This is a genomic window from Curtobacterium luteum (assembly GCF_001475545.1).
Lineage (GTDB): Bacteria > Actinomycetota > Actinomycetes > Actinomycetales > Microbacteriaceae > Curtobacterium > Curtobacterium luteum_A.
In genome coordinates this window covers 1-22,221 of sequence record NZ_LDQC01000092.1, presented here as the reverse complement: position 1 = coordinate 22,221, position 22,221 = coordinate 1, and the positions used below count along the sequence as shown (strand labels likewise).

Here is a 22,221-nt window from a genome sequence, read left to right as displayed (position 1 = left end):
GGGCGCCCCACGACGGGCGCTACGCGACGGGCGCGACCCGCGCGATCTCGGTGATGGACGAGTGCCCCGTGTCCGGGTGCTTCCGCATCGAGAGCAGTCGCTCCATGGACGGTTCGAGCGCCGTGACCTTGTCGAGCGGCGCACTCACCACCAGCTGGAACCCGAGTCGCAGCCACGCCGTGACCGCACGCCCGGCGAACTCCGAGTCGGCCTTGATGAACGCCTCGTCGAGGAACACCGGCGCGAACCGGGGCCGCGGCCGCGTCTCGTCGCCGAGCTGGTACCGGAGCGCCGCACCGACGATGAACGCCACGAGCTCCTGCGTCTCACCGCCGGACTTGTCCCCGAGGGACGAGTACACGCCGAGGTCGTTCCCGTCGACGTCGTACCGGACCGCGGTGATCTCCATGTGGCGCCGGACGTCGAGCACGGCGTCCCGGGCGGTGGTGCGCCCGCGCGGTGCGGCGCTGTCCGGGCGGATGATCGCCATGAACCGGCGGAGTCGGCGGAACCGGGTCTCGAGCACGTCGTCGGTCAGCTCGGTGTCCACCGACGCGGACAGGGCGCGGAGTTCCTTGCGGAAGGACGCGACCTCTTCGCGGGTGACGCGCCGGATGACGATCTTCAGGCGGTCCCGGCTCGCGCCGAAGGGCAGCTCGCGGAGGATCTCGTTGACGGGCTCCAGGCGCTCCTCGATCTCGATGACGGCGCGGTCGAAGGCTCCGGCGAGCGGCACGAGGTCCTCGCCGCTCCACTGCGAGAGCCGTCGGCGCCACTCAGTGCGGCGGGCGTGCAGGCCGGTCGCGAGGATCTGCTCGAGGATCGCGTGGTAGTCCTCGTAGGAGGCGACGCCGGTGCCGAGGTTCGGGTCCGGCCACGCGTCCTGGTAGCGCTGGAACGTCAGCGTCAGGGCGTTCGACGCCGACGCGGCACCGTCGAGTGCCTGCGACAGCCGCTCGTCGAGCCGTCGTCGCAGCCGGCGGGTGGCGTCGTCGAAGCCGTCGATGCCGTCGGGCGCACCGACCTCCTCGAACGTCTCGGACAGCAGCTGCGCCTGTTCGTCGTCCGGCAGCGAGTCCGGGGCGTCGTCGAAGCGCGCGAGGATCTCGGCGGCCGCGTCCTGCCCGTCGACGAGGACGCCGTGACGCTCCTCGAGCCGTGCGACCGACAGCCGCGCCGCGGACCGCCGGTCGGAGGCCTCGTCGAGCGCCGCCCGGAGCCGAGCCACCGTCGCACGCAGCGTCCGGAGACCGTCGTCGGCGGCGAGCAGCGCCTGGCGTTCGGCGTCGAGTTGCGCGAGCGACTCGTCCAGGCCCGCGACGTCGATGCCGTCCCAGCTCGCGTCGACCACGTGCTGGTGCGCGGTGCGGAGGGCGTCGAGCGAGGCGATGTCCTGCGCGACGTCGGTGCGCCGCGCCTCGAGGGTCGCGAGGTCCTCGGCGATCGAGGCGAGCTCGTGCTCGACCGCGGTGACCCTGGCCTCGTTCGTGAACCCGATGACGTTGGCCTGACGTCGGTCGCCGTGTGCGCCGCGTCGACCGTCGCGGAGCTGCCCGGACCGTGTGACCCGACGACCACCGCCGCCGAGTTCGCCGGCGTCCTCGACACAGCGGGCGTCGGTGCGGTCCGACTCGATGCGTTCGCGCACCCAGGTGCTGAACGGGGACGGCTTGATCGCGAGCTTCCCGGACACCATCGACGGGTCGCCGTCGAGGTCGATGTGCGGCCCGGTCGGTACGCCTTCGAACTGGACGCGGACGGGCAGCCGGAGGGCGTCGATGGCCTCGCTGAACGCCGCGAGGTGGTCCTGGTCAACCAGGAGCGTCCGGGCGACGGGTGCGAGCACGGACTCGATCGCCGTCCGCCAGGCCTCCTCGCCCGGGAGCACGTCGAGGAGCTCGGCCACGAACGGCAGGTCGGCGGGATCGATGCCCGCAGCGCGGGCCATCGCGACCCGGGCCTCGTGCATCGGGAGCGGCATCGCGCCCTGACGGTGTTCGAGCGACTGCCGCTCCTGGCGCAGGGAGCGCTCCCGGTCGAGGAGCGGGTACTCCTCGCGGGTCAGTGCGTCGCGGCGCTGGTCGAGTTCCTGCCGAGCGGCGGCGTACGACCCGAGGAACTCGTGCGAGGCCCGCTGCGCCGCGGAGAACGCCGCCTCGGAGTCCACCGTGGTCTCGAGGACGGCCGTGCGTTCCTCGAACACCGAGCGGGACCGGGCCGCCGCGTCGCGCTCCCGGGTGCGACGGTCGATGCGGTCCTCGAGCTGCGCGAGCGCGTTGCCACCCTGGTCGCGGAGCCGGGCCTCGGCGTCCCGCAGCTCGATCTCGACCGCCGCGTGCCGAGCGGACGCGGCGGCGACCTCAGCGCGCGCGGCCGTGCGCTCGCGGGTGTTCCGGGCGACCTCGTCGTCGAGCAGCGCGCGCTTCCGGGAGGCCGTCCAGTGTGCGAAGGGGGAGACCTCGGCCCCGGTGGCGATGCCGTCGAGTGCCGCGGCGGCAGCCGTCGAGCGCGCGATCTCCGCGTGGAGGTCGACGATCGGCGACAGGATGCGGACCTTGCGCTCCTCGGTGTCCATCGCTTCGTACGCCTCGTCGAGGGCGGAGAAGTGCGCGAGGGCACGGTCGGCAGCGTCGTACGTCGCCGGCGTCTCGAGGACGAGGGACTTGTAGAGCGCGTCGACGGTCGGGAGGTGCTGCCCGGCCTGGATCCGGGCGAGCAGGCGCATCGCCCGGTTGCCACCGCCGGAGTCCCCGATGCCGAGCCGGGTCTGCAGCGTGTAGGCGAGCTCCTGGTAGGTGTCGCGGATCACGAGCCCGGGCACGCGGCCGGTCAGTTCGAGGTGGTGGAAGCGCGACGGGACGAACTCCTCGAGTCGGCGGAGGTCGAACGTGTCGTCGACCGTCGCCATCGTCATCTGGATGTCGCCGACGCCACGGGCGCGCTTCGGCACGATGTAGGCGCGCAGCACCGTGAAGCGACGCTCGTCGTCGTTCCGGAACGTCACCGCGACGGCGCCCCAGGTCGTCTGGTCGTCGCCCCGGAGGTTGACGTCGCGGAGCGCGCCGGTCTCCGGGTCGCGCTGCGTGTCCACCTTGCCGCGCAGGTACGTCAGCAGGTTCCGCTGGTCCGCGCCGCGTGCGCGGCCGGTCGTGGTGTCGTTGGACGCGCCGTTGAACGGCACGTCGGACGGCATCATGACCGCGAGGTAGGCGTCCATGAGGGTCGACTTGCCGGTGCCGGACGCGCCCGAGATCAGGGTCGCGGTGCCGGACAGCTCCACCTGGCGGTGGCCGTGGAAGCCGCCCCAGTTCACGACCTGCAGCGATTCGGCACGCCACTGCGCCACCGTGTCGAAGAGGGCCGGCATCGCGTACTCCTCGTACGCGGTCGTCCCGGTCGCGGTGTCGGTCATGCTGCCGGCTCGCCTTCGTCGTCGGTGTCGGTCGGCTCGGCCTGGAGGCCCGGGTCGGCTCCGGCGGTCGCCTCGCCGTCACCGGTGGTCGCGGTGCGCAGCCACGTGTCGAGTTCGAGCAGCCGCTCGAGGGGCATCAGCACCTCGACGACGCTGGCGACGCGGAAGCGGTCCGGATCGGTGGTGCGGAGCAGGATCCGGGCGCGGACCAGCCGCTCCACGGCGCTCGCGACGCGTGCCTCGTCGCGGGTGCGGTCCGTGGACCCCGCGGGCAGGAAGCCGGCGACGTGGCCGAGGATCTCCGAACGATCGACGACGACCTGGTCCGGGCCCGGACGCGTGTCGGCGCGGAGGCGCATGCGCAGGTACACGAGGACGATCGTCTCCTCGCGGGTGTACGGGACGTCGCGGAGCAGCGTCGGGAAGGCCCGGCGCTGGCTCTCCGAGCGGGCCTGGCGCTTCCAGGCGACCTCGCGGTCGCGGTCGACGTGGAGCTCGAGGAAGAGGTCGTTGAGCCGCGACCGGAGCTGCCCCTCGGCGTCGAGGACCGCGCGCCACTCGTCCGCGTGTGTCCGGGCGCTCACGTAGGTGTGGCGGAGCAGCGCGACCAGCGCGCGTCGCTGCGGCTCGTCGAGAACTCCTTCGTCGCCCTCGAAGAGGGCGAAACTGGTCTCGTCGCGTTCGTCGTCCTGCGGGACCGTGTCGAGGTCTTCGAACCCGGCCGTCTCGTCGACCGGTGCCGGCGTGGTGTCGCTCACCGTGCCTCCTGTGCGTGTGCTGCTGTGGGTGCTGGGTCGTGCGCTGCGTCGTCCTCGTCCGCCGAGCCGCCGTCCGTGAGGTCGGCGACCGGCATGTGGAAGGTGACCACGCTGCCGTCGGGCCGGACCGTGTGGTGGGCGACCACGTGCCGGGCCTCCTCGAAGTCCGGGCGGCCCGTGAGCAGGTGGGCCAGGCCGAAGAGCTCGACGGGGCGCCGCTGCTCGTCCGGCAGGCCGTGGAAGGCGGCGTCGCTCGACGTGTCGCCGGCGGACCGCAGCACGGCGCGGAGCTCGGCGAGCAGCGGGCCTCCGTGCCGACGGAGCGTGTCGACGTCGAGCTCGTCGAAGACGTCGTCGTCGGGCTCCTCGATCGGCGGCGGGACCGACTCGGCGTCCGGGTCGTAGAAGCGCTCGCGCAGCGTCTCGACCTCGGCCGGCTCGGGCAGGAGGCCGAGCGGCACGCGGTCCCGTGCCGACCCCTGTTCGATCCACGCGGCGAGCCCTCGGTTCACCGAGCGGAGGACGGCGTCGAGTTCGCGGTCGCGGACGACGTCGTGCGCGACGATCTGGTCACGGAGGGTCGCGGTCAGCTGTCGTCTGCGTGCGAGGACGTCCTCGATGCCCTGCCGCAGGATGCTCACGGTGTTGCGGAACGCGCGGCGCTCAGCCGGCTCGAGCGTCGACGCGAACGGGTGCGCGAGGATCGTGCCGATGTCGTCACGGAGTCGGAGCAGGAGCGCGTCGTCGCGGAGCAGCTCGAAGGCGCCCTCGAACGCGCGGCCCTCCGGCGTGGACTGCATGAGGTTGTCGGTCCGGGCGAGGTAGTCGTCGAGGATCTCGCCGATCGGTCGCACCTCGCTGCGGAAGTCCTCGACGATCGAGCGGTGCATGGTCGCCACCGCTTCCTCGACCCGCTTGAAGTCGCTCGGGAGCTGGCGGATGAGGTCGGAGATGTTCGTGTACCCGTCGCGCATCCGGTCGTCGTCGACGGTCTCGACCGCGTCACCGCTCGCCAACCGGTCCCGCTCCGCCTGGAGCTCGGCGATCTGTGCGTCGAGGCGGCGGATCTGCACGTCCGGGTCGGGCTCGGCGCGGGCGGCCCACCGGTGCACGGCGTCGACGATCATCGCGAGGCGGCTCTCGCTGATGAGCGCCCGGTCCGCGCTCAGTGCGTCGACGAGGCTCAGCGCCTCGAGGGCGTGGCTCGTCAGGGAGTACTGCTCGTCGCCGTCGGGGGAGTTCGACCGCACGAGCCACTGTGCGGCGACCCACTCGCGGCAGAGCGCTCGGCCGTTCGGGCGGGCGTCCTCGAGGTCACCGCCCTGCTCGCTCGCGGGCACGCGGGCGCCCGTCGCCTGGAGTCGCGCGACGTGCTCCTCCACCTGGAGGTGCATCCGGTCGGCGGGGACGTACTGCACGTCGCGGTCGAACACCGCGCGGAACACGGCCACGACCGCCGCGCTGGTGGGACGCGAGAGGAGCCGCAGGGTCGGACGGTCGAGGACGGCGCGGACGCGGGCGAACTCGAGGTCGACGTCGGTCATGTGCCCCTGTGGATCGTTCTGCTGGTGTCGGATCGCTGTGTCGGCCGGTCGTCGTCTGCTTGCCGGAACGACGAGAGCCCGACGCGTGCTGCGTCGGGCTCTCGGTCGTGTCGCGGAAGCAACACAGCGGGTGGGCGATACCAGACTCGAACTGATGACCTCTTCGGTGTGAACGAAGCGCGCTACCAACTGCGCCAATCGCCCGCTGCACTTGTCGTGCCAGTCGATAGTAGCGGATGCGGGAGCCACTGCCGAACACGACGCGTTGCCCGGGTGTGGCGCGACGCTGCGATGCCCGTGCATCCGCGTGAACACGGGGGACACGCCCGGTGAACCGGAAGGATTTTGGTGGATGCGCCAGGGTTCGTATAGAGTTTACGACGTCGCCGAGACGGCAGGCCAGCAAGAGCGGCCCGCAGGTCAGCGGCAGTGCTTCTCCAGAGAAGCATGCGGATGTGGCGCAGTGGTAGCGCATCACCTTGCCAAGGTGAGGGTCGCGAGTTCGAATCTCGTCATCCGCTCGAGTGTCATGACCTCCGGGTCGCGACGACTCACCAGAGGGTATCCCACCGTTCGGGTACTCACGGAGACGTGAACCTCGATGGTGGGGTGGCCGAGAGGCTAGGCAGCGGCCTGCAAAGCCGTCCACGCGGGTTCGAATCCCGTCCCCACCTCCAGCTCCACACTCCTCTGGGCGATTGGCGCAGCGGTAGCGCGCTTCCCTGACACGGAAGAGGTCACTGGTTCGATCCCAGTATCGCCCACCACGATGAAGCCCCCGGCAGACGCCGGGGGTTTTCGTGTTCCCGCGGTGCCCGTTCGAGCCGTGCTCGTTCGCGCAGTGATCGTTCGGGCTGTGCTGGTCGAGCGCACGGCACCGGGCTGCCATCGATACGGTGGCCGGATGGACTTGGGTCGACTCTTCCGGCGGGAACACCGGGACCCCGCACCGTCCAACGGTGTCGCGACGCACATGCGGGCTGCCCTCACCCGGCTCACCCGCGTCATCCCGGGCGACACGATGCTGCACCCGCCAGCGTCCGAGGTGGACATCGCCGCGCTCGAGACGCACCTCGGGCAGCGGCTCCCCGAGGACGTCCGCGCGCTGTACCTCCTGCACGACGGGCAGCCCCGGTACACACCGCGGGAGCCGCGGCACGCCGCGGGCATCTTCGCGGGGCTCGCGATGCTGTCGCTCCGGGACGTCGCCGTCCAGTGGGACCAGTGGGACGGGTACGAGGCGCAGGAGGAGATGGACGTGTTCGCGTCCTCCTCACCGGAGGGGTTCGTGCAGCCGAAGTACTCGACGCGGGGATGGATCCCCCTCACGCACGACGGCGGCGGGAACCACATCGGCGTCGACCTCGACCCGGGCCCCGCCGGCACGGTCGGGCAGATCATCACGTTCGGCGCCGACGACGACGAGCACCAGGTGCTCGCCCCGTCACTGACCTCCTACCTCGAACAGGTCGCCGACCTCATCGCCTCCGGTGACATCACGCCGACCGGGAAACTCGACTGGCCGCTCAGCCGCCCGCAGTCGCATCTGTTCCACCCGACCGGACGGACCGCGGCGTGAGCGGTCGGCACGTCGGGGAGCAGGTGAGCCTCGACGGCGCGGACCTCGTTCTCCTCGAGTTCGTCGAGCAGGACGCGAGGTCCGGGTTCCGACGGACGTACGCGCAGAACGCTCTCGTGCCGCTGACCGAAGCGGAACGTGCCGGGTTGCCGCCGCTTGCCTTCGAGGACGACACGCTCCGGGTCCTCATCGACGTGAACAAGGGGTTCCCGGAACCTCCCGTGCGGCGGACCTACGGGGTCCTCCGGGAGTTGCGGGTGCTCCGCCCACCGACCGACGACGAAGCGGAGACGCTGCGCCGTGCTGGCCTGCCCGGCCCGGGACGGTTCGACGTCATCGACGAGGCGGTGTTCGATCACGTGTTCCCCGGGGAGCGCTGACCCTCGCGCTGTGCGCGCCGCACTCCTGAGCTCACGCGCTGCGTCGGCTACCGTGAAGGCACGCGAGGAGGGCGCATGAAGCTGGACGACCTGGTGGGGACCGCCACCATCCCGTACCCGGACGTGTTCTTCCGGGAGTCGAAGCGGTTCTGGCAGTGGAGGACGATGGAGGGGGAGCTCCTCGCGTTCATCGACATCGCCGCGACGAGTGGCCCGTACTTCATGAGCGGTGGCCCTGGCTTGCAGTGGATCCTCCTGCCGTGGGCTGCTGACCAACAGCGCTACGACGACACGAAGGGGATGAACGCCTTCGACGGGTCCGTGCCCGTCCTCACCGCCTGGCTCCGGGACACCGGCGCCCTTGAACCGGTGCCTGCCGTCGATGCATCTGCGCTCCTCGCGGAGAGCACCGTCTTCGGAGTGATCGGCTACGACTCGCAACCCCTCGAGGAGCAGTTCTTCCGGATCATCCCGACGAAGATGCTCGCCGTCTACCCGGGCCTGGCGGCTCTGGACGGGCCGGGCGGGAACCCGTGGCGGCAGTACGCGGCCGGTGCGGCATGAGCCGGTCGCACGGCCCCTCCGACCGGGAGCGAGCAGCGTCCGCATGACCGGCGAGACCAGCACGCGCGTGGAAGCCGCGTTCCGACGGGTCGAGGCAGTCGTACCCGGCGACATGCTCCTCAACCCGCCGGCCACGGAAGCGGACCTCGCCGCAGTCGAATCGCGCCTGGGGAAACGCCTCCCCGAGGACGTGCGCGCGCTGTACCTGCTGCACGACGGGCAGCACCAGTACTCGTTCCAGGACCAGCGCGTCGCGTTCGGTCTGTTCGGCGAGGGAGACCTGCTCCCGCTCGCCTCCGTGGTCGCGAAGTGGGACGGGTACGCCCGTGCGAGCGCCAGTGTCGGGCCAGACGTCGGCACCACGTCGGATCCGGAGGGATTCATCCGTGACCGGTACTTCGACCGGGGCTGGGTCCCGCTCGCGCACGACGGCGGCGGCAACTTCATCGGCATCGACCTCGCCCCCGGTCCGAACGGTACCGCCGGGCAGGTCATCACCTACGGTCGGGACGACACCGACCACCACGTCATCGCGCCGTCGGTGCTGTCGTACCTCGAACAGCTCGCAGCCCTCCTCGATGCGGGCTACGCCGAACCGGGAGCGGGGATCGAGGAGGACGATCCCGGTTGGCACCTCCGCGGTAGCCCTGGTTGGTTGACCGCTGACCTCTTCGACCCGTACCCGACAGCGGCGCCGGCGTCGACAGGAGCGCCGGCCTCGACGGCAGCCGCGGGTGACTTCGCTTCGCGGTTCGCCGACGGGGTCGAGCAGGCCCGGGCGGAACGAGCCGCCGGTGTGCGGAAGCCGTGGAGCCGCGGCGACCGGTTCATCGCCGCCGGTGTCGTCGCCGTCCTCCTCGTCGTCGTCGGTGTCGTGGTCGGGGTCGTCGTCGGGGTGCCGAGCATCGTCGTCGGCGCCGCTCGGACGAACCACGCGTACGCGACCGGTGTCGCCGTCACAGGGACCCCGACCGGGAACGTCTGCCGGTACGTCGCCCGCGGCTCGAAGGTCTCGGTGACGAAGTACGCCGCGCAGTACCGGTACGAGGTGGCCGGGAAGGCGTACACGGTCCGTGGCGACCTCGGGGCGTACCAGCCGACCGCGGTCCCCGTGACCGAGACGACGACGGTCCGGTACCTGCCGGGCCATCCTGACGACGCGGAAGCCGACGACCGCGACCACCGCGACGCGGTCGCCGGGACGCTCCACGCGACGCCGAACGTCGTCACCGGTGACGCGTGCATGCGTCGCGGCGAGCCGTCCTAGGTCTCTGGCAGCGTGCGTGTCGTGACCCGGGAAGACCCGCCGTCCCGTGACGTCCTCGCCCTCGTCGCCGACGGCTGGGTCCGGGAGCTGGAGGCGTCCACGAGTGCGGCACTCGCGCCCCGCCCGCTGCCGGAGGTCGCGGACACCGTCCCGCCGTACGTCGACGAGGTCCACATCGGACGAGGAATCCGCGAGACCGGGCACGGCGGCGACCCGGCTCCGGCGCTCACCGTCGTCCGACGGGCGCTCCTCGATGCCGGGGCCGTCACTCGACTGCGGTCCTCCGCTGTGGGCACGCTCGAACGCCGAGACGTCCGATGGGCCGTCGATCACGGCGCAGCACTCCCCGAGCCGTTGTCAGAGCGTCCCCTCTGGGAGGTGACGCACCTGGCCCGGTTCGAGAGGACGATCGCCCGCTTCGGTGGGCACGTCGACTCGCTGGGAGGCGACGTGGGCGACCGGATCACCGCATGGGCTGCGCGCCCGGAGTCGAACGCCGGCGCCCCGGAACGCGGCTGGTTCCTCGACGACTTCCTCTCACGGCAACGCGGCCACATCGAGACGGCCCGGATCGCCACCGCGAACCGAGCCGAGTTCCTCCGCTGGTACGTCGACACCTACAAGGGCATGTACACCGAGCTGGCAGAGCAGCTCTGGCGTTGGCTGAACGCGCAGGGAGCGCTCCGGAAGCCGACCCGTGAGGAACGCGCCGTACTCGGTCCCGTTCCCGACGGAACCCGCGTGTGGGACCTGGACCGGCTCGGTCACGCGCTCCCGGAACTCAGGATGCCGCGCTGACGCCGAGTGACCCCGTCAGCCGCGCACGCTCCGGACCGTGCTGACGCGGAGGTCGTCGAAGGTGCTCGTGAACCCGGCGCCGCCGAGTGAGATCAGACCGATCCGCGGGTGCGCACCGAGGTCCGCGGTCCACGTGCCGCCGCGGACGAAGTGACGGCCGTCGTCGCTCGTGGAGGCCGTGTACTGGTCGAGCCCGTCGACGACACGGTGCACGATCCGGAGCGTGGTGCGGTCTCCGACGGGGCCGACGACCATGTTGCCGTAGTTCGGCGCTCCGGCCGGCTGCGGCGAGACCTCCTTCCCGAACTCCGTCTGCCGGGTGTCGAAGATCGAGTTCGAGGTGAGGCGGACGGAGTTGCCGTCGTCGCCGTAGACGATCAGACCGCCCTGGACGTAGTTCACGCCGTCGCCGGTTGCCGGGGTGTCCACCGCGACCGTCGTCTCGACGACGTAGTCGCCCCGCGGCGCGGGTTCGGCGAGCACCGAGGCGAGCGGCGTCGCGGGTGGGTGGATGTCGGCGTCCTGGGTCTGCCAGCGGAACGCGCCGCCGCTCACCGTCCACGTCGACGGGTCGGGTTCGCGGATCCAGCTGAGCGACCCCGGCAGTGCCGATCCGTCGAACGACGTCGAGGCGGAGCGCAGCAGTCGCCCGGGAACGTCGAGCGGTGTCCGGGTCGCGCGGTAGCTCGGTCGTTCGCCGGGCTGGGCGACGGGACCGGGCTGCACGGAGTCGGACGGTCCCGCACCTCCCCGGACGACGGGCCAGCCGCCGACCCAGTCGAGCGGGTCGATGAGCACCGGTCGCTTCGTGTACGTGCCCTGCCCGGCGTAGTACGGATCGTCACGGTCCACCGCGTGGTACACGATCCAGTCCTGACCGGCGAAGTCCGTCACGACGGTGTTGTGGCCGGTCCCGACCCAGCGGTTGCCGTTCTGCGCGAGCAACGGCGTCCCACCCACCCGTGTCGCCGTGATCGCCACGCCGTCCCGGTCGGTGAAGGGCCCGAGCGGACTGCGGGACCGCGCGACGAAGACGCCGTAGCCGGTGAGCGCGCCGTTGCAGCAGTTCGTCGCGGACCCCATGAAGTACCACCAGCCGTCGTGGCGCATGAGGTAGGTGCCCTCGTACCGGTTGTCGATCGCGATCTCGCGCTCGCTGGACGGCACGGAGTGCAGGCCGTCGTGGGTGAGGCGTCGGACGTTCACCCCGCCGAAGTAGCTGCCGAAGTACAGGTACGTGTTGCCGTCGTCGGTGATCACCTCCGGGTCGAACTCCCAGCGCTGTCCGGCGCCGTTCGGTGCGGCCTGCGGCGCGACGACGGGGCCACCCGAGTCCTTCCACGGTCCGGTCGGGCTCGTGCTCGTCGCGACGCCCACGGCTGACCCGCCACCGGTCGGCGAGGTCGCCGTCGGGGTGTCCGACGCGGCGTAGTACAGGTACCAGCGGCCGTTCCGGTACACGACGTCCGGGGCCCAGACGCCGTTCGCGTCGCCGACCCAGGCCGGCTTCGTCGTGAAGGCGTCACCGACGTACGTCCAGTGCGTGAGGTCGGTCGAACGGTAGGTGGGGACGACGTGCTGGACCAGCGAGCCGTCCGGGTTCTCCTCGGTCGCGGTCAGAGCGTCGCTGGTGCAGTAGAGGTACCAGTCGCGGTCCCGCCCGACCCCGTGCACGGCCGTCGGGTCCGCACAGCTCGCGGCGGTCTGCCCGTCCGGCAGCGACAGCGTCATGGGGTTCTGGTGGGTGGGCGCGACCGGACCGCGTCCGGACGTGGCGCTGGCGGCCTGCGCAGGTGGCGCCTCCGGTCCGGTCTGGAGGAACGTGGCCGCGAGTGCCGCGACCGTCGCGATCGTGAGGACCGTCTGCAGGGATCGGCGCACGGTGTGACCTGCTCTCGTCGTCGAGGAGCGTGCTGACGAGGGGGAGACTACGCTGCTCAGCGCTGTCACGCGATGACGGGGTCGCCGAGCCGCCGCCTCTCGCGGCATGATCGGCTCGTGCACCCGTTCCGTCCGTTCCGTCACCGCTCCGTCACCCGGGGAGCCGGCCGATGACGGCCCGCGAGGGCCGGGGACGGCGTACCCGGCGGGTCGCCGTGCTCGGCATCGCGATCGTCAGCGCAGCGGCGGCGGTGGTCGGCATCGGGGCCGTCGCCGGGGCCGTCGATCCCGTCGATCAGCAGGCGGTGGCCGCGGCCAGTACCGTGCCGCGACCGTCGGTCACGGCGGTCGCCGCCAGCAGCACCGGCTCGTCGACCCGGACGGCGGTCCGGACCAGCGTCACGGTGCGGAACACCGGGGGGTCGAGGACGTCCGCGCTTCCTGCATGGCTGTACCTCGCGTCGAGCAGCGGGCGCTACGCGCTCGGTCACGTGCCGGTCCGGGCGCTGCCTGCGGGCAGGGCGGCGACCGTCCGTGCGACGTTGACCACCGCGTCACGGGTGCCCGCCGGGAAGTACGCGGTCGTCGCGTGCACGGGCGTGTACTCCGCGTCGACCTGCCGCACGTCGACGTCGACGGTGCGCACCGGGCACACGACCCCGGCGAGGCCGGAGACCGGTGTGATGCTCGACGTCGCCCGCGCCTACTACCGCCCGTCGCTCGTCGAGCGGTACATCGACCTCCTGGCCGCGCACGGCGGTCGCTTCCTTCACCTCCACCTCACCGACGACCAGAACGTCGGGATCGAGAGCGCGGTCCTCGGTCAGACGCCGGCGAACGCCGATCTGCACGACGGCGTGTACACGAGCCGGGTCACCGGCCGACCCTTCCTCAGCACCGCCCAGGCGAGGGGCATCGCTGCGTACGCCGCGAAGCGGGGGATCGCGATCGTCCCCGAGGTGGACACGCCCGGCCACATGGCGGCGGCGTTCGCACTCCTCGAGGCGCGGCACGGGAAACGGTGGGTGGACCGCATCCGGAGCGGCGAGAGCGAACTCGACCCGTCCGCGCCCGGCAGCGTCGCGTTGGCGACCGAGCTGCTCGCCGAGGTGATGCGGACGTTCCCGCAGAGCCGAGCGGTCCACATCGGTGGCGACGAGTGGGGCGAGGACGTCAGCGCGGATGAGCGGGTCACGTGGTCGAACACGATGGCGGCCGCGATCGGCACGAAGTCGGTGTGGGCGTGGAACGACGGCATCGACCGCTCCGCGGTCCGCCGCCTCGACCCACGCATCCGTGTGACGTACTGGAGTCTCGACGGCGACACCGAGGACGCGACCGAGCGCCGGGAACGCCGGCAGCACCGCGCACGGGCGAGCGACCTCGCGACGGCGGGGACCGACCTCCTGAACTACGACTCGTACTACCTCTACGAGGTCCCGACGGACCTCGACCCGGCCGACAGTTCGTACACCGCCGCCGACCTCCGCCAGCACTGGACGCTCCGGACGTGGGACGGCGACTCGGGCGCACGACTGGCCACGCCCATGTCAGGATCGGCCGTCGCGGTCTGGGGCGAGGACCTCGACGCACCTCCGTCCCGGGCACTCCTGCGGTGGAGCACTCCGCACATCGTGGCGATGATCGAGACCGCGGACGGGTAGCCGCCGCACTCGGCGTGGCTCGATCGTCAGCGGGCGCTGAGGTCGTCGATGCTGTAGACGGTCGGGGAAGGAACCGTGATCGGGGTGTTCTTCCGCAGCCAGAACGACCCGCCGCCGACGGTGAACACGTGCGGGCCCTTCGTGCGGTTCAGTTCGCGCGCGATGCCGTCCCGGTCGTCGCTGGTGACGCCGCGCGTCATCGTGAGGCGGCCGCAGTCCGACGTCTCGACGCCGACACCGGCCCGGGAGGAGCCGATGCCCCTGGTGGACCGGCTGGAGACGGTGATCGCCTCCGCGGCGGTCACGGTGCACGTCACCTGTTCCCGGTGCGCCGCGTCGTACGCGTTGCCGATGAACAGACCCGGGAACGTCAGGAGCGTGGCGAGGAACACCCCGACGATGAGGAGGGTCGACAGTGACTCCCGGAGCGGGGCCCGGTGCTGCTGCACGGTGAGCTTGCCGAAGAACTCCCGGAACGCCGTCCACTCCTCGCCGGTGTTCCGGTCGAGCCAGTCCACGAGGGCGTCGTGGTGATGGTGGAACCGGTTCGTGGAGAACCCACGGCGCCGAGCCGTGGCGGCGCTGATCACGGTGTTGCCCTTCCCGGAGGCCCGGAACGTCACGAGCTCCCCTGGACCGATGACCTGCGTCCGGCGGAGCCCTCGGGTCGACTCGAGACGGTCCGGGAACACCTCCACACGGGTGCGGAGCGTGCCGACGGCCAGGTACACGGTCAGCGCGCCGACGACGAGCAGGAGGCCACTCGTCCACACCTGGGTGAACCGCGCGGCCCCGAACACCTCCGGGCTGCACGCCGTCCAGAGCCCGGCCGCGACGACGCCGGCTCCCAACGCCGTCCACGCTGACGGCGTGAACCGGCTCCCGCGGACGGTCACCGGCCGTTCCACATGCGCTTCCCCCACCGGACGACCGTACCGGACGGGGGCTGGTCGGCACCGAACGGCGTCGGCTCACGACGATTGCTGCTGGTCCCGCCGCCCGCGCTCGCTGCGGACCACCCACAGCCAGCAACCGGTCCCGGCCGAGGCGAGGACCACACCGACCACGAGCACCTGCACGTGCACGCCGGTGCTGCGCGCGCGGACACCCCCGGCGTCCCGGTCGGCGAGCACCGCCCGGTCGACGTCGGACGGGTCGTACACGACCTCCAGCCGCTGGCCGACCCGGTACACGCCGCCGCACGCCGCGTAGTCCACCAGGTCCCACGTGTGCGGCTCCCCGTTCGCGGTCCCCGAGACCTGCGGCACGCACTCGGTCCTGCCCGGCCCGAAGTTCTCCGTGAAGTGGCGGACGTCGATGGTGTCGATGATCCCGGTCGTGCTGGTCGCCACCGCGCGGAGTTCGTCGTCCTCATGGGCCCGGTACCCGTCCGCGATGAAGCCGGCGACCGCGCCGAGGACGAACACGCCGCCGAACAGCGGCGCGAGGATGCACGCGGCGAGGAACCCGACGCCGGCGGCGATGGTCTTCCAGGTGCTCGCTCGGAAGGAGTCGGGACGGCTCCGGTCAGACACGGTGTGGTCCGCCTCGGGTCCCGGTGTGGTCGCGCCGCGAGGGCCCGTGCACGGCATCCGTCGCCGGTCCGGGTTCCCGCGCGAGCTCGGGGACCCGTGCCGTGAGACGGGTGTCGACGGCGATCGTGAGCGCGGTGATCATCATCGACAGCCCGACGGACGACAGCGTGTCCGTCAGCCAGTGGTAGCCGAGGTAGAGCCGGCTGACGACCTGGGACGCGATCATCAGCGCCGCGAGTGCGAACAGGCCGACCGTGATCCAGCGTCGGTGCGTGCGCGACGCGATGAGGAACGCCCCGATGAGGAAGAAGTCGCTCGCACCGAGGACGTGCCCCGACGGGAACGAGAACGTGTGGTCGGGGCCGAGCAGCATCTCGGCGATCGGTGGTCGGGGATGGCGCACCAGCGGGGCCAGCGCCTGTGCGGTCATCACCCCGAGGACCATCCCGCACGCGAGGACGAGCGGGCGCCATGCGTGCCGCGCGAACAACGCCCACGCGACCGTGACGACGAGGACGACGATCGGCATGCCGACCGGCCCGAACACCGTCGCGAGCACGACCATCACGTTCGTGCGGTCGGCGTCCCGCTGCGTGTCGAACCAGTCGTCGACGGGGCGGTCGAACCGCTGGAAGCCGCTGTGCGTCAGGACGCCGACGAGCATGGTGGCGAAGACGACTGCGCCGACGATCGCGAGCACCACGGCGGCGCGGAGCAGGACATCGCGCTCGACCCGCCCCACTATGCGGACCTGCGGGGCGAACTTGCGGTGCCACCAGCCCGGGCGATCGACGGCTGCGGCGACGGACTCCTGCTGCATCGATCCATCGAACTCCTCCGTCGACGGTTCCGTCGCGTCGTTGGCGGCTCCGGAACGACGGTGCGGTCGCGACGCGACCACGAGACGGACGGGAGGTCCGTTGCGACACCGCCACGGGCCTCCCGTCCGTGGGTCCGCCCGTCGGTCAGCCGGTGTAGCGGTACGTGGCGACCCAGTCGATGTAGAGGTGTCCCGCCTTGCCCCAGTTCCCCACCTGGAACATGTACCGGTGCGCGGTGCGCGGGACGTCGCGGGTGACGGTCGAGATGACCTTGCCGTCGAGGAGGTACCTGACGGACTTCCCGGGGATCCACTCGACGGAGTAGACGTGCCAGTCGCGCCACGACACCCGGGTGGAGGTGCTGATGGCGTTGACCTCGTTGCCCGGCTTCATGGAGTGGTGGTGTGCCATCGGGGCGTCCTCGAAGTTGGCCTCGGGGTAGTCGATCTCGCCGTCGCTCCACACGTTCGACGTCGGCCAGAGCATGAACGCGGCGCCGTTGCCGTTGCCCCCGGTGGCCTTCGCACGGACGCTGAACTTCCCGCCCTTGTGTCCCCAGGCACCGGTGGGGCTGCCGAACGTGCCGGCCGCGCCGTGCTTGCCGTCCAGGGTCACGTCCATGATCCCGTTGCGCGCCTTGATCATCTTCCCCGACCAGTACATGTTGCTCATGCCGTCGGGGTAGGGCTGCCAACTGCTCGCGTACTTCTTCGCGAACGGGCCGCCCGCTGCGGCGTCCGTCCGGAACTCCTGCACGAACGTCTGCTTGAACTTCCCGATGTTCCCGCGCGGTGCGTTGACCGCTGCGGCCTCAGCCGGCGTGCCGGTCCCGAACGGCACGAGCGTCAGGCCGGCGGCGAGCAGCACCACGGCGAGCGCGGCACGGATCGAGGTGCGCTGGGGCATGCGTGTTCCACTCCCTGATCTGGTCCGCGCGGCCGGAGCGGCACGGATCGCTGACGACACCGGTCCCTCGGTGCCGCGACGACCCGGACCGGTCTCCCCAGGCCGGGTCGGATCGTGTTGGTCGAGCGTAGGCAGGAGGCGTTGCCCAGGGCACGCCCGGGTTGTCCCCAGATGACGGGGGGCCGGCACCCCACTTGGAGGGGGTCGACGCGCCCGACGGTGGGTCGCGGGTGTGCTCCGGGCGACGGGAGGGGTTAGTCTTGGCCTGTACGCGGATGTGGCGCAGTGGTAGCGCATCACCTTGCCAAGGTGAGGGTCGCGAGTTCGAATCTCGTCATCCGCTCGGACAGAAGGCCCCGGTCGCAACGACCGGGGCCTTCGTCGTACCGCGGCGGGTACCGCGGCGGCTCATCGGCCGCGACGCGCGTCGCGGCCGATCGGCGCCGTGGACCGCTGGATCCGGGTCCCGCGCTCGCACGGCGGCCGGGCGCCGATGTGCGCAGGATTCGGGTGCCCGCGCGCATCGGCGTCGGGGCACCCTTGCCCCGGGGAAGGACGGATGGGTGGTCCGTCGGCCCAGGAGAGCATCCGGAGCGCTCGCGGGTACCGGATGGGTCGTGTTCCTCGGCGTGCGGTTTCCCGCAAGGATTGCGCACGACCCGCCGAAGGAGCTTGCGTTCAGCCGTCGTCTGTGGATGCGGCCCGGAAGCCGGGCAGGTCGACCCAGCGGTGCCCGTCGGCCTCGACGACGGTGGCGAGGAGGGCGTCGCAGTCACGACAGCGGGCGACCATTCCCATCGCGGTCACGTGGACGCGGGTCCGGGCGAGGATGCCGTCGCGCCCGCAGCCCGGACAGTGGAGCGGCGCGGTGGTGGCGTCCGGTCCGAGCCGGTCGGCCAGCACGCCGGCGAGAGCGTTCCCGTCCACGATCGTCATCAGCTGCCCCCGAAGCGTTCGGCGCGGACGTCGCCCGTGTCGTGGCCCAGCTCCGCGAGCCATCGGAGCACCTGCTCGACGAACGGCGTCGACCCGCAGACGTAGACCTGTGCCCGGGTGTCGGGCGGGAACACCGCGGCCGCCAGGCGCTCGCGGGTGAGGCGTCCGACGGGGTCGCCCGCCGGGGCCCGTCGACTGTGCACGAACGTCGTGGTCACGCCGGCAGCGGCCGCCCGCGCGAGCTCGTCACGGAAGAAGACGTCCTCCGGGGTGCGCACCGCGTACAGGAGCCGGAACGGTGCCGGATCGCCGGCTTCCGCGTGCGCGGTGGCGATCGCCGCGAGGGGGACGACGCCCGATCCGCCGGCGATGAGCTGGACCGGCCGGGCGTCCGGCGACGGGTGCCAGACGAACCAGCCGCCGAGCGGACCGTGCACCTCGAGGGCGTCGCCGACCTCGATCGCGTCGACCAGGAACGGGGAGACCTCGCCGCCGTCGACCCGGTCGACCGCGAGTACCACCTGCGTCCCGGACCCCGACGACGCGATCGAGTAGGACCGGGAGGCCTGGTAGCCGTCCTCGGCGGTGAGGCGCAGGTCGAGGTGCTGGCCGGGGTCGTTGCCGGGCCAGGTCGGGACGTCGAGGACGAGACGCCGGGCGTTCGGGGTCTCCGGCGTGGCGGCGGCGACCGTGGCCTGGTGCCGAGCCGGCCGCCGACGGACCGGTGCCGATGCGCCGGGGGTGATCCGTGCCTCCAGGCCGGTGGACGGGAGTCCGCCGCTCACCAGTACCGCTCTTCCTTCCAGGGGTCGCCGTGCATGTTGTAGCCGGCGTTCTCCCAGAACCCGGGCTCGTCGTCGGACTGCATGACGATCCCGCGCACCCACTTGGCGCTCTTCCAGAAGTAGAGGTGCGGCACGAGGAGCCGCGCGGGTCCGCCGTGCTCGGGGGTCAGGGGCTCGCCGTCCGCCTCGAACGCGATCCAGGACTGCCCGTCGAGCAGTTCGTCGAGCGGGACGTTCGTCGTGTAGCCGCCGAAGCTGTGCACCATGCAGAACTCGAGCGACGTCTCGACGTCCGCGAACAGCCGGTCGAGGGGCACCCCACGCCAGGACATGTCGAGCTTCGTCCAGTGGGTCACGCAGTGGATGTCGACGGTGACGTCCTCGACGCCGAGCGCCTGCACCTCGTCCCACGTCCAGGAGTGCAGGCCGCTCTCGGTCCGGATGGAGAACGACCAGTCCGACGGCTCGATCTCCGGTGTCGCGCCGGCGGACAGGACGGGCCAGTCCTGGACGAGGGTCTGGCCGGGCGGGATGCGGGAGTCGTCGCGTTCGTGGCGTCGACCGCCGAAGCCGCGCGTGAAGGTCGCCATGCTCGATCTTCCCGCCTGGTCGGCGCGTCGCATGTAACGGGTTGGTAAACACTCAGGTCGCCCGGGCGCACCGGATCGACCACGCCGGATCGGTGCACCCGTGCGCATCGGAGCCGTTCCGGACGCCTCCGACGGCCGGCTGCAGGGGGTTGGGGGATCGCCGTCGTTCCCTTATCGTTCACCGGAACGATTACCAGGAGGGGTCACCCCGAATGCAGCCCATCGTCCACGAACCCCGGAACGCCCGCGGCCCGAGCCGCCGGACGCTCCTGTCCGGTGCGGCCGGACTCGCCGGCCTCGGCCTGCTCACCCTGACCGGGTGCAGCTCCGGTGCCTCGGCCGGCACGACCGCCCTGCCGGAGGTCGCCGCCACCGGGACGGCCCGCCGCGGCGGTCGGCTCCGGGTCGCCCGACCAGCTGCCTCGGCGGCCGAGACCCTCGACTCCGCGAGCTCGCTGTCCGCGTACGAGTACCTGGGCGCGCTGTACAACCGGTTGGTGAAGCTCGACGAGCAGGGGCAACCGGTCCCCGACCTCGCCGAGGAGTGGTCCGCGAACGCCGACGGCACCGAGTGGACCTTCCGACTCCGCCGCGGCGTCCGGTTCCACGACGGTTCGCGCTTCGTCGCAGCGGATGCGATCGCGAGCATCCAGCACATCCTCGACGAGAAGACCGGCAGCCCGCAGGCAGGGGTCCTCGGCGAGGTGATGGATGCCCGGTCGATGACGGCCGTCGACCAGCACACGCTCCGGTTCTCGCTGACGAAGCCGAACGCGGAGTTCCCGTCCCTGCTGACGGCGTACCAGTGCTACATCGTCCCCGCGGACGCCGTGGCCGACATCGGCCGCACGGGGATCGGCACCGGACCGTTCCGGCTGTCGTCGTTCACGCCGGCGGGTGCCGGGAGCGTCGAGGCGTTCGACGACCACTTCGCGGGGCGCCCAGCGCTCGACGGCATCGACTTCTTCTCGATCCAGGACACCACCGCCCGGGTGAACGCCCTGCTCGCCGGGCAGATCGACCTCATCTCGCAGACGAACCTCGACTTCGCCACGGCCCGGGTCGTCGCGGCGTCGGACCGGGCCACGATCGCCCGGTCGAGGAACGCCCAGTGGTACACGATCCCGATGCTCGCGACGAGCGACGAGTTCCGTGACCCCCGCGTCCGCCAGGCCATGAAGCTCGCCTACGACCCCCGCTCGATCGTCGAGACCGCACTGCAGGGCACCGGGTCGCCCGGCTGGGACAACCCGGTGCCGCCGCAGCTGGCCGCGTTCGTGGACGACCACCGCGAGCACGACCCGGACAAGGCGAAGGCGCTGCTCAAGGCCGCCGGCCGGTCGGACCTGCGTGCATCGATCTACACGTCGAGCTACGAGTCGGTCTTCACCCCGATGGCCGTGGCCTACCGTGACGCCGTCGCGGACGCGGGCATCCGGCTGACGGTGCAGAACGCCAGCTCGGACTCGTACTACACGCAGATCTGGATGCAGAAGCCGCTCATGGTGAGCTACTGGTTCACCGGCCGCCCGATCGACCAGCTGCTGAACCAGATCTTCCGGTCCGGGTCCTCCTACAACGAGAGCGCCTGGTCGAACGAGCGGTTCGACGCGCTGCTCGACGACGCCCGTGCCGAGATGGACGACGCCAAGCGTCTGACGCTCTACCAGGACGCCCAGCGGCTCATCGTCGAGGACGGCGCCGACATGACCCCGATGTTCGGGGACCGCCTGGTCGGACTGTCCCGTGACGTCGTCAACTACTCGGAGTACGGCTTCGAGTTCGACTGGCTCCGGATCGGACTGCGCCGATGACCACCACAACCAGACCGTCGGACGTCATCGTCCCCGTCCTCCGCCGACTCGGGATCGCCGTGCTCACGGTGGTCCTCGCGTCGCTGTTCGTGTTCCTCGCGGTGCAGGCGCTGCCCGGCGACGTCGCCCAGCAGCTCCTCGGGCAGAACGCCACACCCGAGGCCGTCAAGCAGCTCCGGGAGTCACTCGGCCTCGACCAGAACGTGTGGCTGCGGTACCTCGAGTGGCTCGGCGGCGCGGTGCACGGCGACTTCGGCACGTCGCTCGTCAGCGGCGAACCCGTCGCGCCGACGCTCGTGACCGCCTTCCGGAACAGCATGCTCATCGCCGTCCCCGCGATGCTCGTCGGCGTCACGCTGTCGCTGTTCCTCGGGGTCCTCGCCGGGGTCCGCCGCGGTCGCGCCACCGACCGGCTGGTCTCGGTCGTCAGCCTCGTCGTGATGAGCGTCCCCGAGTTCATGGTCGCCACCGTGCTCGTGCTGCTGTTCGCGATCGGCGTGCCGCTGTTCCCCGCGGTCGTGCTGCGGGGGAGCGACGCCACGGTCGGGGAACTCCTGCCGACGATCTGGCTGCCGATCATCGTGCTCACGCTCGCGATGGCTGCGTACATCGTCCGGACCGCCCGCTCCTCGACGATCGACGTGATGGCGTCCGAGTTCGTCACGACCGCCGAGCTCAAGGGCCTCTCGACGCGACGGGTCGTGTGGAAGCACGCCGTGCCGAGCGCGCTGCTGCCGACCCTGACGGTGATCGCGCTGAACGTGGCGTGGTTGCTCGGCGGTGTGGTCGTCGTGGAGAACGTCTTCAACTACCCCGGCATGGGCAAGCTCATGCTCGAGTCCGTGTACGACCGGGACCTGCCGACGATCGAGGCGATCGCGCTCCTCAGCGCGGTCGTGTACGTCGTCTGCAACCTCGCGGCGGACCTCGTCGCGCTCGTCCTCGACCCGAAGCTCCGCACCCGGCAGCGGCGGACCCGGGTCCGCC

Annotated in this window: 19 protein-coding genes and 5 tRNA genes; 12 read left to right on the top strand and 12 right to left on the bottom strand. The window is 71.5% G+C overall.

Going from position 1 to position 22,221, the window contains the following annotated elements:
• Nucleotides 1-19: 19 nt before the first annotated feature.
• The 4 genes from NS184_RS14535 to NS184_RS14520 all read right to left on the bottom strand — a co-directional run bounded on the left by NS184_RS14535 (nt 20) and on the right by NS184_RS14520 (nt 5,918).
• Nucleotides 20-3,412 (bottom strand): ATP-binding protein, encoded by a 3,393-nt coding sequence (locus NS184_RS14535; protein WP_058726818.1) that lies wholly within the window; start codon nt 3,410-3,412, stop codon nt 20-22.
• Complete coding sequence (locus tag NS184_RS14530) at nt 3,409-4,170, bottom strand: DUF4194 domain-containing protein (protein WP_058726817.1); 762 nt, start codon at nt 4,168-4,170, stop codon at nt 3,409-3,411. The genes NS184_RS14535 and NS184_RS14530 overlap by 4 nt, the downstream gene beginning before the upstream one ends.
• Nucleotides 4,167-5,714, bottom strand: a complete 1,548-nt coding sequence (locus NS184_RS14525) for a DUF3375 family protein (RefSeq protein WP_058726816.1) — start codon at nt 5,712-5,714, stop codon at nt 4,167-4,169. The genes NS184_RS14530 and NS184_RS14525 overlap by 4 nt, the downstream gene beginning before the upstream one ends.
• A gap of 131 nt (nt 5,715-5,845) precedes the next feature.
• A tRNA-Val gene (locus NS184_RS14520) sits at nt 5,846-5,918 on the bottom strand.
• Nucleotides 5,919-6,163: 245 nt separating this feature from the next.
• Between NS184_RS14520 and NS184_RS14515 the strand changes: the two genes are divergently transcribed.
• The 8 genes from NS184_RS14515 (at nt 6,164) to NS184_RS14480 (ending at nt 10,302) form a co-directional block, all read left to right on the top strand.
• A tRNA-Gly gene (locus NS184_RS14515) sits at nt 6,164-6,235 on the top strand.
• A gap of 82 nt (nt 6,236-6,317) precedes the next feature.
• Nucleotides 6,318-6,391 (top strand) — tRNA-Cys (locus tag NS184_RS14510).
• 15 nt (nt 6,392-6,406) lie between these two features.
• Nucleotides 6,407-6,481 (top strand) — tRNA-Val (locus NS184_RS14505).
• Nucleotides 6,482-6,618: 137 nt separating this feature from the next.
• Nucleotides 6,619-7,293 (top strand): SMI1/KNR4 family protein, encoded by a 675-nt coding sequence (locus NS184_RS14500; protein WP_058726815.1) that lies wholly within the window; start codon nt 6,619-6,621, stop codon nt 7,291-7,293.
• On the top strand, nt 7,290-7,673 hold the full coding sequence (locus tag NS184_RS14495) for a hypothetical protein (RefSeq protein ID WP_058726814.1): 384 nt from the start codon (nt 7,290-7,292) through the stop codon (nt 7,671-7,673). Before NS184_RS14500 ends, NS184_RS14495 begins: the two co-directional genes overlap by 4 nt.
• A gap of 75 nt (nt 7,674-7,748) precedes the next feature.
• The gene (locus tag NS184_RS14490; protein ID WP_058726813.1) at nt 7,749-8,237 is read left to right on the top strand and encodes a hypothetical protein; all 489 of its coding nucleotides are present in this window, start codon (nt 7,749-7,751) and stop codon (nt 8,235-8,237) included.
• Between the two features lie 43 nt (nt 8,238-8,280).
• Nucleotides 8,281-9,504 carry an SMI1/KNR4 family protein gene (locus tag NS184_RS14485; RefSeq protein WP_058726812.1) on the top strand — a complete coding sequence of 408 codons (1,224 nt, stop codon included), beginning with the start codon at nt 8,281-8,283 and terminating at the stop codon, nt 9,502-9,504.
• 21 nt (nt 9,505-9,525) lie between these two features.
• Nucleotides 9,526-10,302, top strand: coding sequence for a hypothetical protein (locus NS184_RS14480; protein WP_152998238.1), 777 nt, complete (start codon nt 9,526-9,528; stop codon nt 10,300-10,302).
• 15 nt (nt 10,303-10,317) lie between these two features.
• Here NS184_RS14480 and NS184_RS14475 read toward each other — a convergent pair whose 3' ends face one another.
• Nucleotides 10,318-12,183 carry a family 43 glycosylhydrolase gene (locus NS184_RS14475; protein WP_058726810.1) on the bottom strand — a complete coding sequence of 622 codons (1,866 nt, stop codon included), beginning with the start codon at nt 12,181-12,183 and terminating at the stop codon, nt 10,318-10,320.
• 170 nt (nt 12,184-12,353) lie between these two features.
• On the opposite strand from NS184_RS14475, the gene NS184_RS14470 reads away from it, so the two are divergent.
• A complete protein-coding gene (locus NS184_RS14470) occupies nt 12,354-13,847 on the top strand; it encodes a family 20 glycosylhydrolase (protein WP_083513729.1) in 1,494 nt (497 codons plus the stop codon).
• 26 nt (nt 13,848-13,873) lie between these two features.
• On the opposite strand, the gene NS184_RS14465 is transcribed toward NS184_RS14470, so the two are convergent.
• The 4 genes from NS184_RS14465 to NS184_RS14450 form a co-directional block, all read right to left on the bottom strand.
• Nucleotides 13,874-14,770: a hypothetical protein gene (locus NS184_RS14465; RefSeq protein ID WP_152998237.1), complete on the bottom strand. Its 897-nt coding sequence runs from the start codon at nt 14,768-14,770 to the stop codon at nt 13,874-13,876.
• Between the two features lie 48 nt (nt 14,771-14,818).
• Entirely contained in the window at nt 14,819-15,382 is a 564-nt protein-coding gene (locus NS184_RS14460; protein ID WP_058726807.1) for a DUF3592 domain-containing protein, read from the bottom strand.
• On the bottom strand, nt 15,375-16,202 hold the full coding sequence (locus tag NS184_RS14455; protein ID WP_083513731.1) for a phosphatase PAP2 family protein: 828 nt from the start codon (nt 16,200-16,202) through the stop codon (nt 15,375-15,377). The genes NS184_RS14460 and NS184_RS14455 overlap by 8 nt, the downstream gene beginning before the upstream one ends.
• Nucleotides 16,203-16,347: 145 nt before the next feature.
• On the bottom strand, nt 16,348-17,109 hold the full coding sequence (locus tag NS184_RS14450; protein ID WP_058726806.1) for a glycoside hydrolase family 16 protein: 762 nt from the start codon (nt 17,107-17,109) through the stop codon (nt 16,348-16,350).
• A 271-nt stretch (nt 17,110-17,380) separates the two neighbouring features.
• Between NS184_RS14450 and NS184_RS14445 the strand changes: the two genes are divergently transcribed.
• Nucleotides 17,381-17,452, top strand: a tRNA-Gly gene (locus NS184_RS14445).
• Nucleotides 17,453-17,787: 335 nt separating this feature from the next.
• Here NS184_RS14445 and NS184_RS14440 read toward each other — a convergent pair.
• From NS184_RS14440 to NS184_RS14430, 3 genes are read right to left on the bottom strand one after another with little or no spacing between them, the layout of a single operon-like run.
• Complete coding sequence (locus NS184_RS14440; protein WP_058726805.1) at nt 17,788-18,045, bottom strand: DUF6510 family protein; 258 nt, start codon at nt 18,043-18,045, stop codon at nt 17,788-17,790.
• Nucleotides 18,045-18,830, bottom strand: coding sequence for an FAD-binding oxidoreductase (locus NS184_RS14435; protein WP_083513728.1), 786 nt, complete (start codon nt 18,828-18,830; stop codon nt 18,045-18,047). Before NS184_RS14435 ends, NS184_RS14440 begins: the two co-directional genes overlap by 1 nt.
• Nucleotides 18,827-19,420, bottom strand: a complete 594-nt coding sequence (locus tag NS184_RS14430; RefSeq protein WP_058726804.1) for a molybdopterin-dependent oxidoreductase — start codon at nt 19,418-19,420, stop codon at nt 18,827-18,829. Before NS184_RS14430 ends, NS184_RS14435 begins: the two co-directional genes overlap by 4 nt.
• Before the next feature lie 212 nt (nt 19,421-19,632).
• Between NS184_RS14430 and NS184_RS14425 the strand changes: the two genes are divergently transcribed.
• The gene (locus NS184_RS14425; RefSeq protein ID WP_058726803.1) at nt 19,633-21,234 is read left to right on the top strand and encodes an ABC transporter substrate-binding protein; all 1,602 of its coding nucleotides are present in this window, start codon (nt 19,633-19,635) and stop codon (nt 21,232-21,234) included.
• The coding region (locus NS184_RS14420; protein WP_058726802.1) for an ABC transporter permease at nt 21,231-22,221 on the top strand (991 nt) is incomplete at its 3' end. The genes NS184_RS14425 and NS184_RS14420, both read left to right, overlap by 4 nt.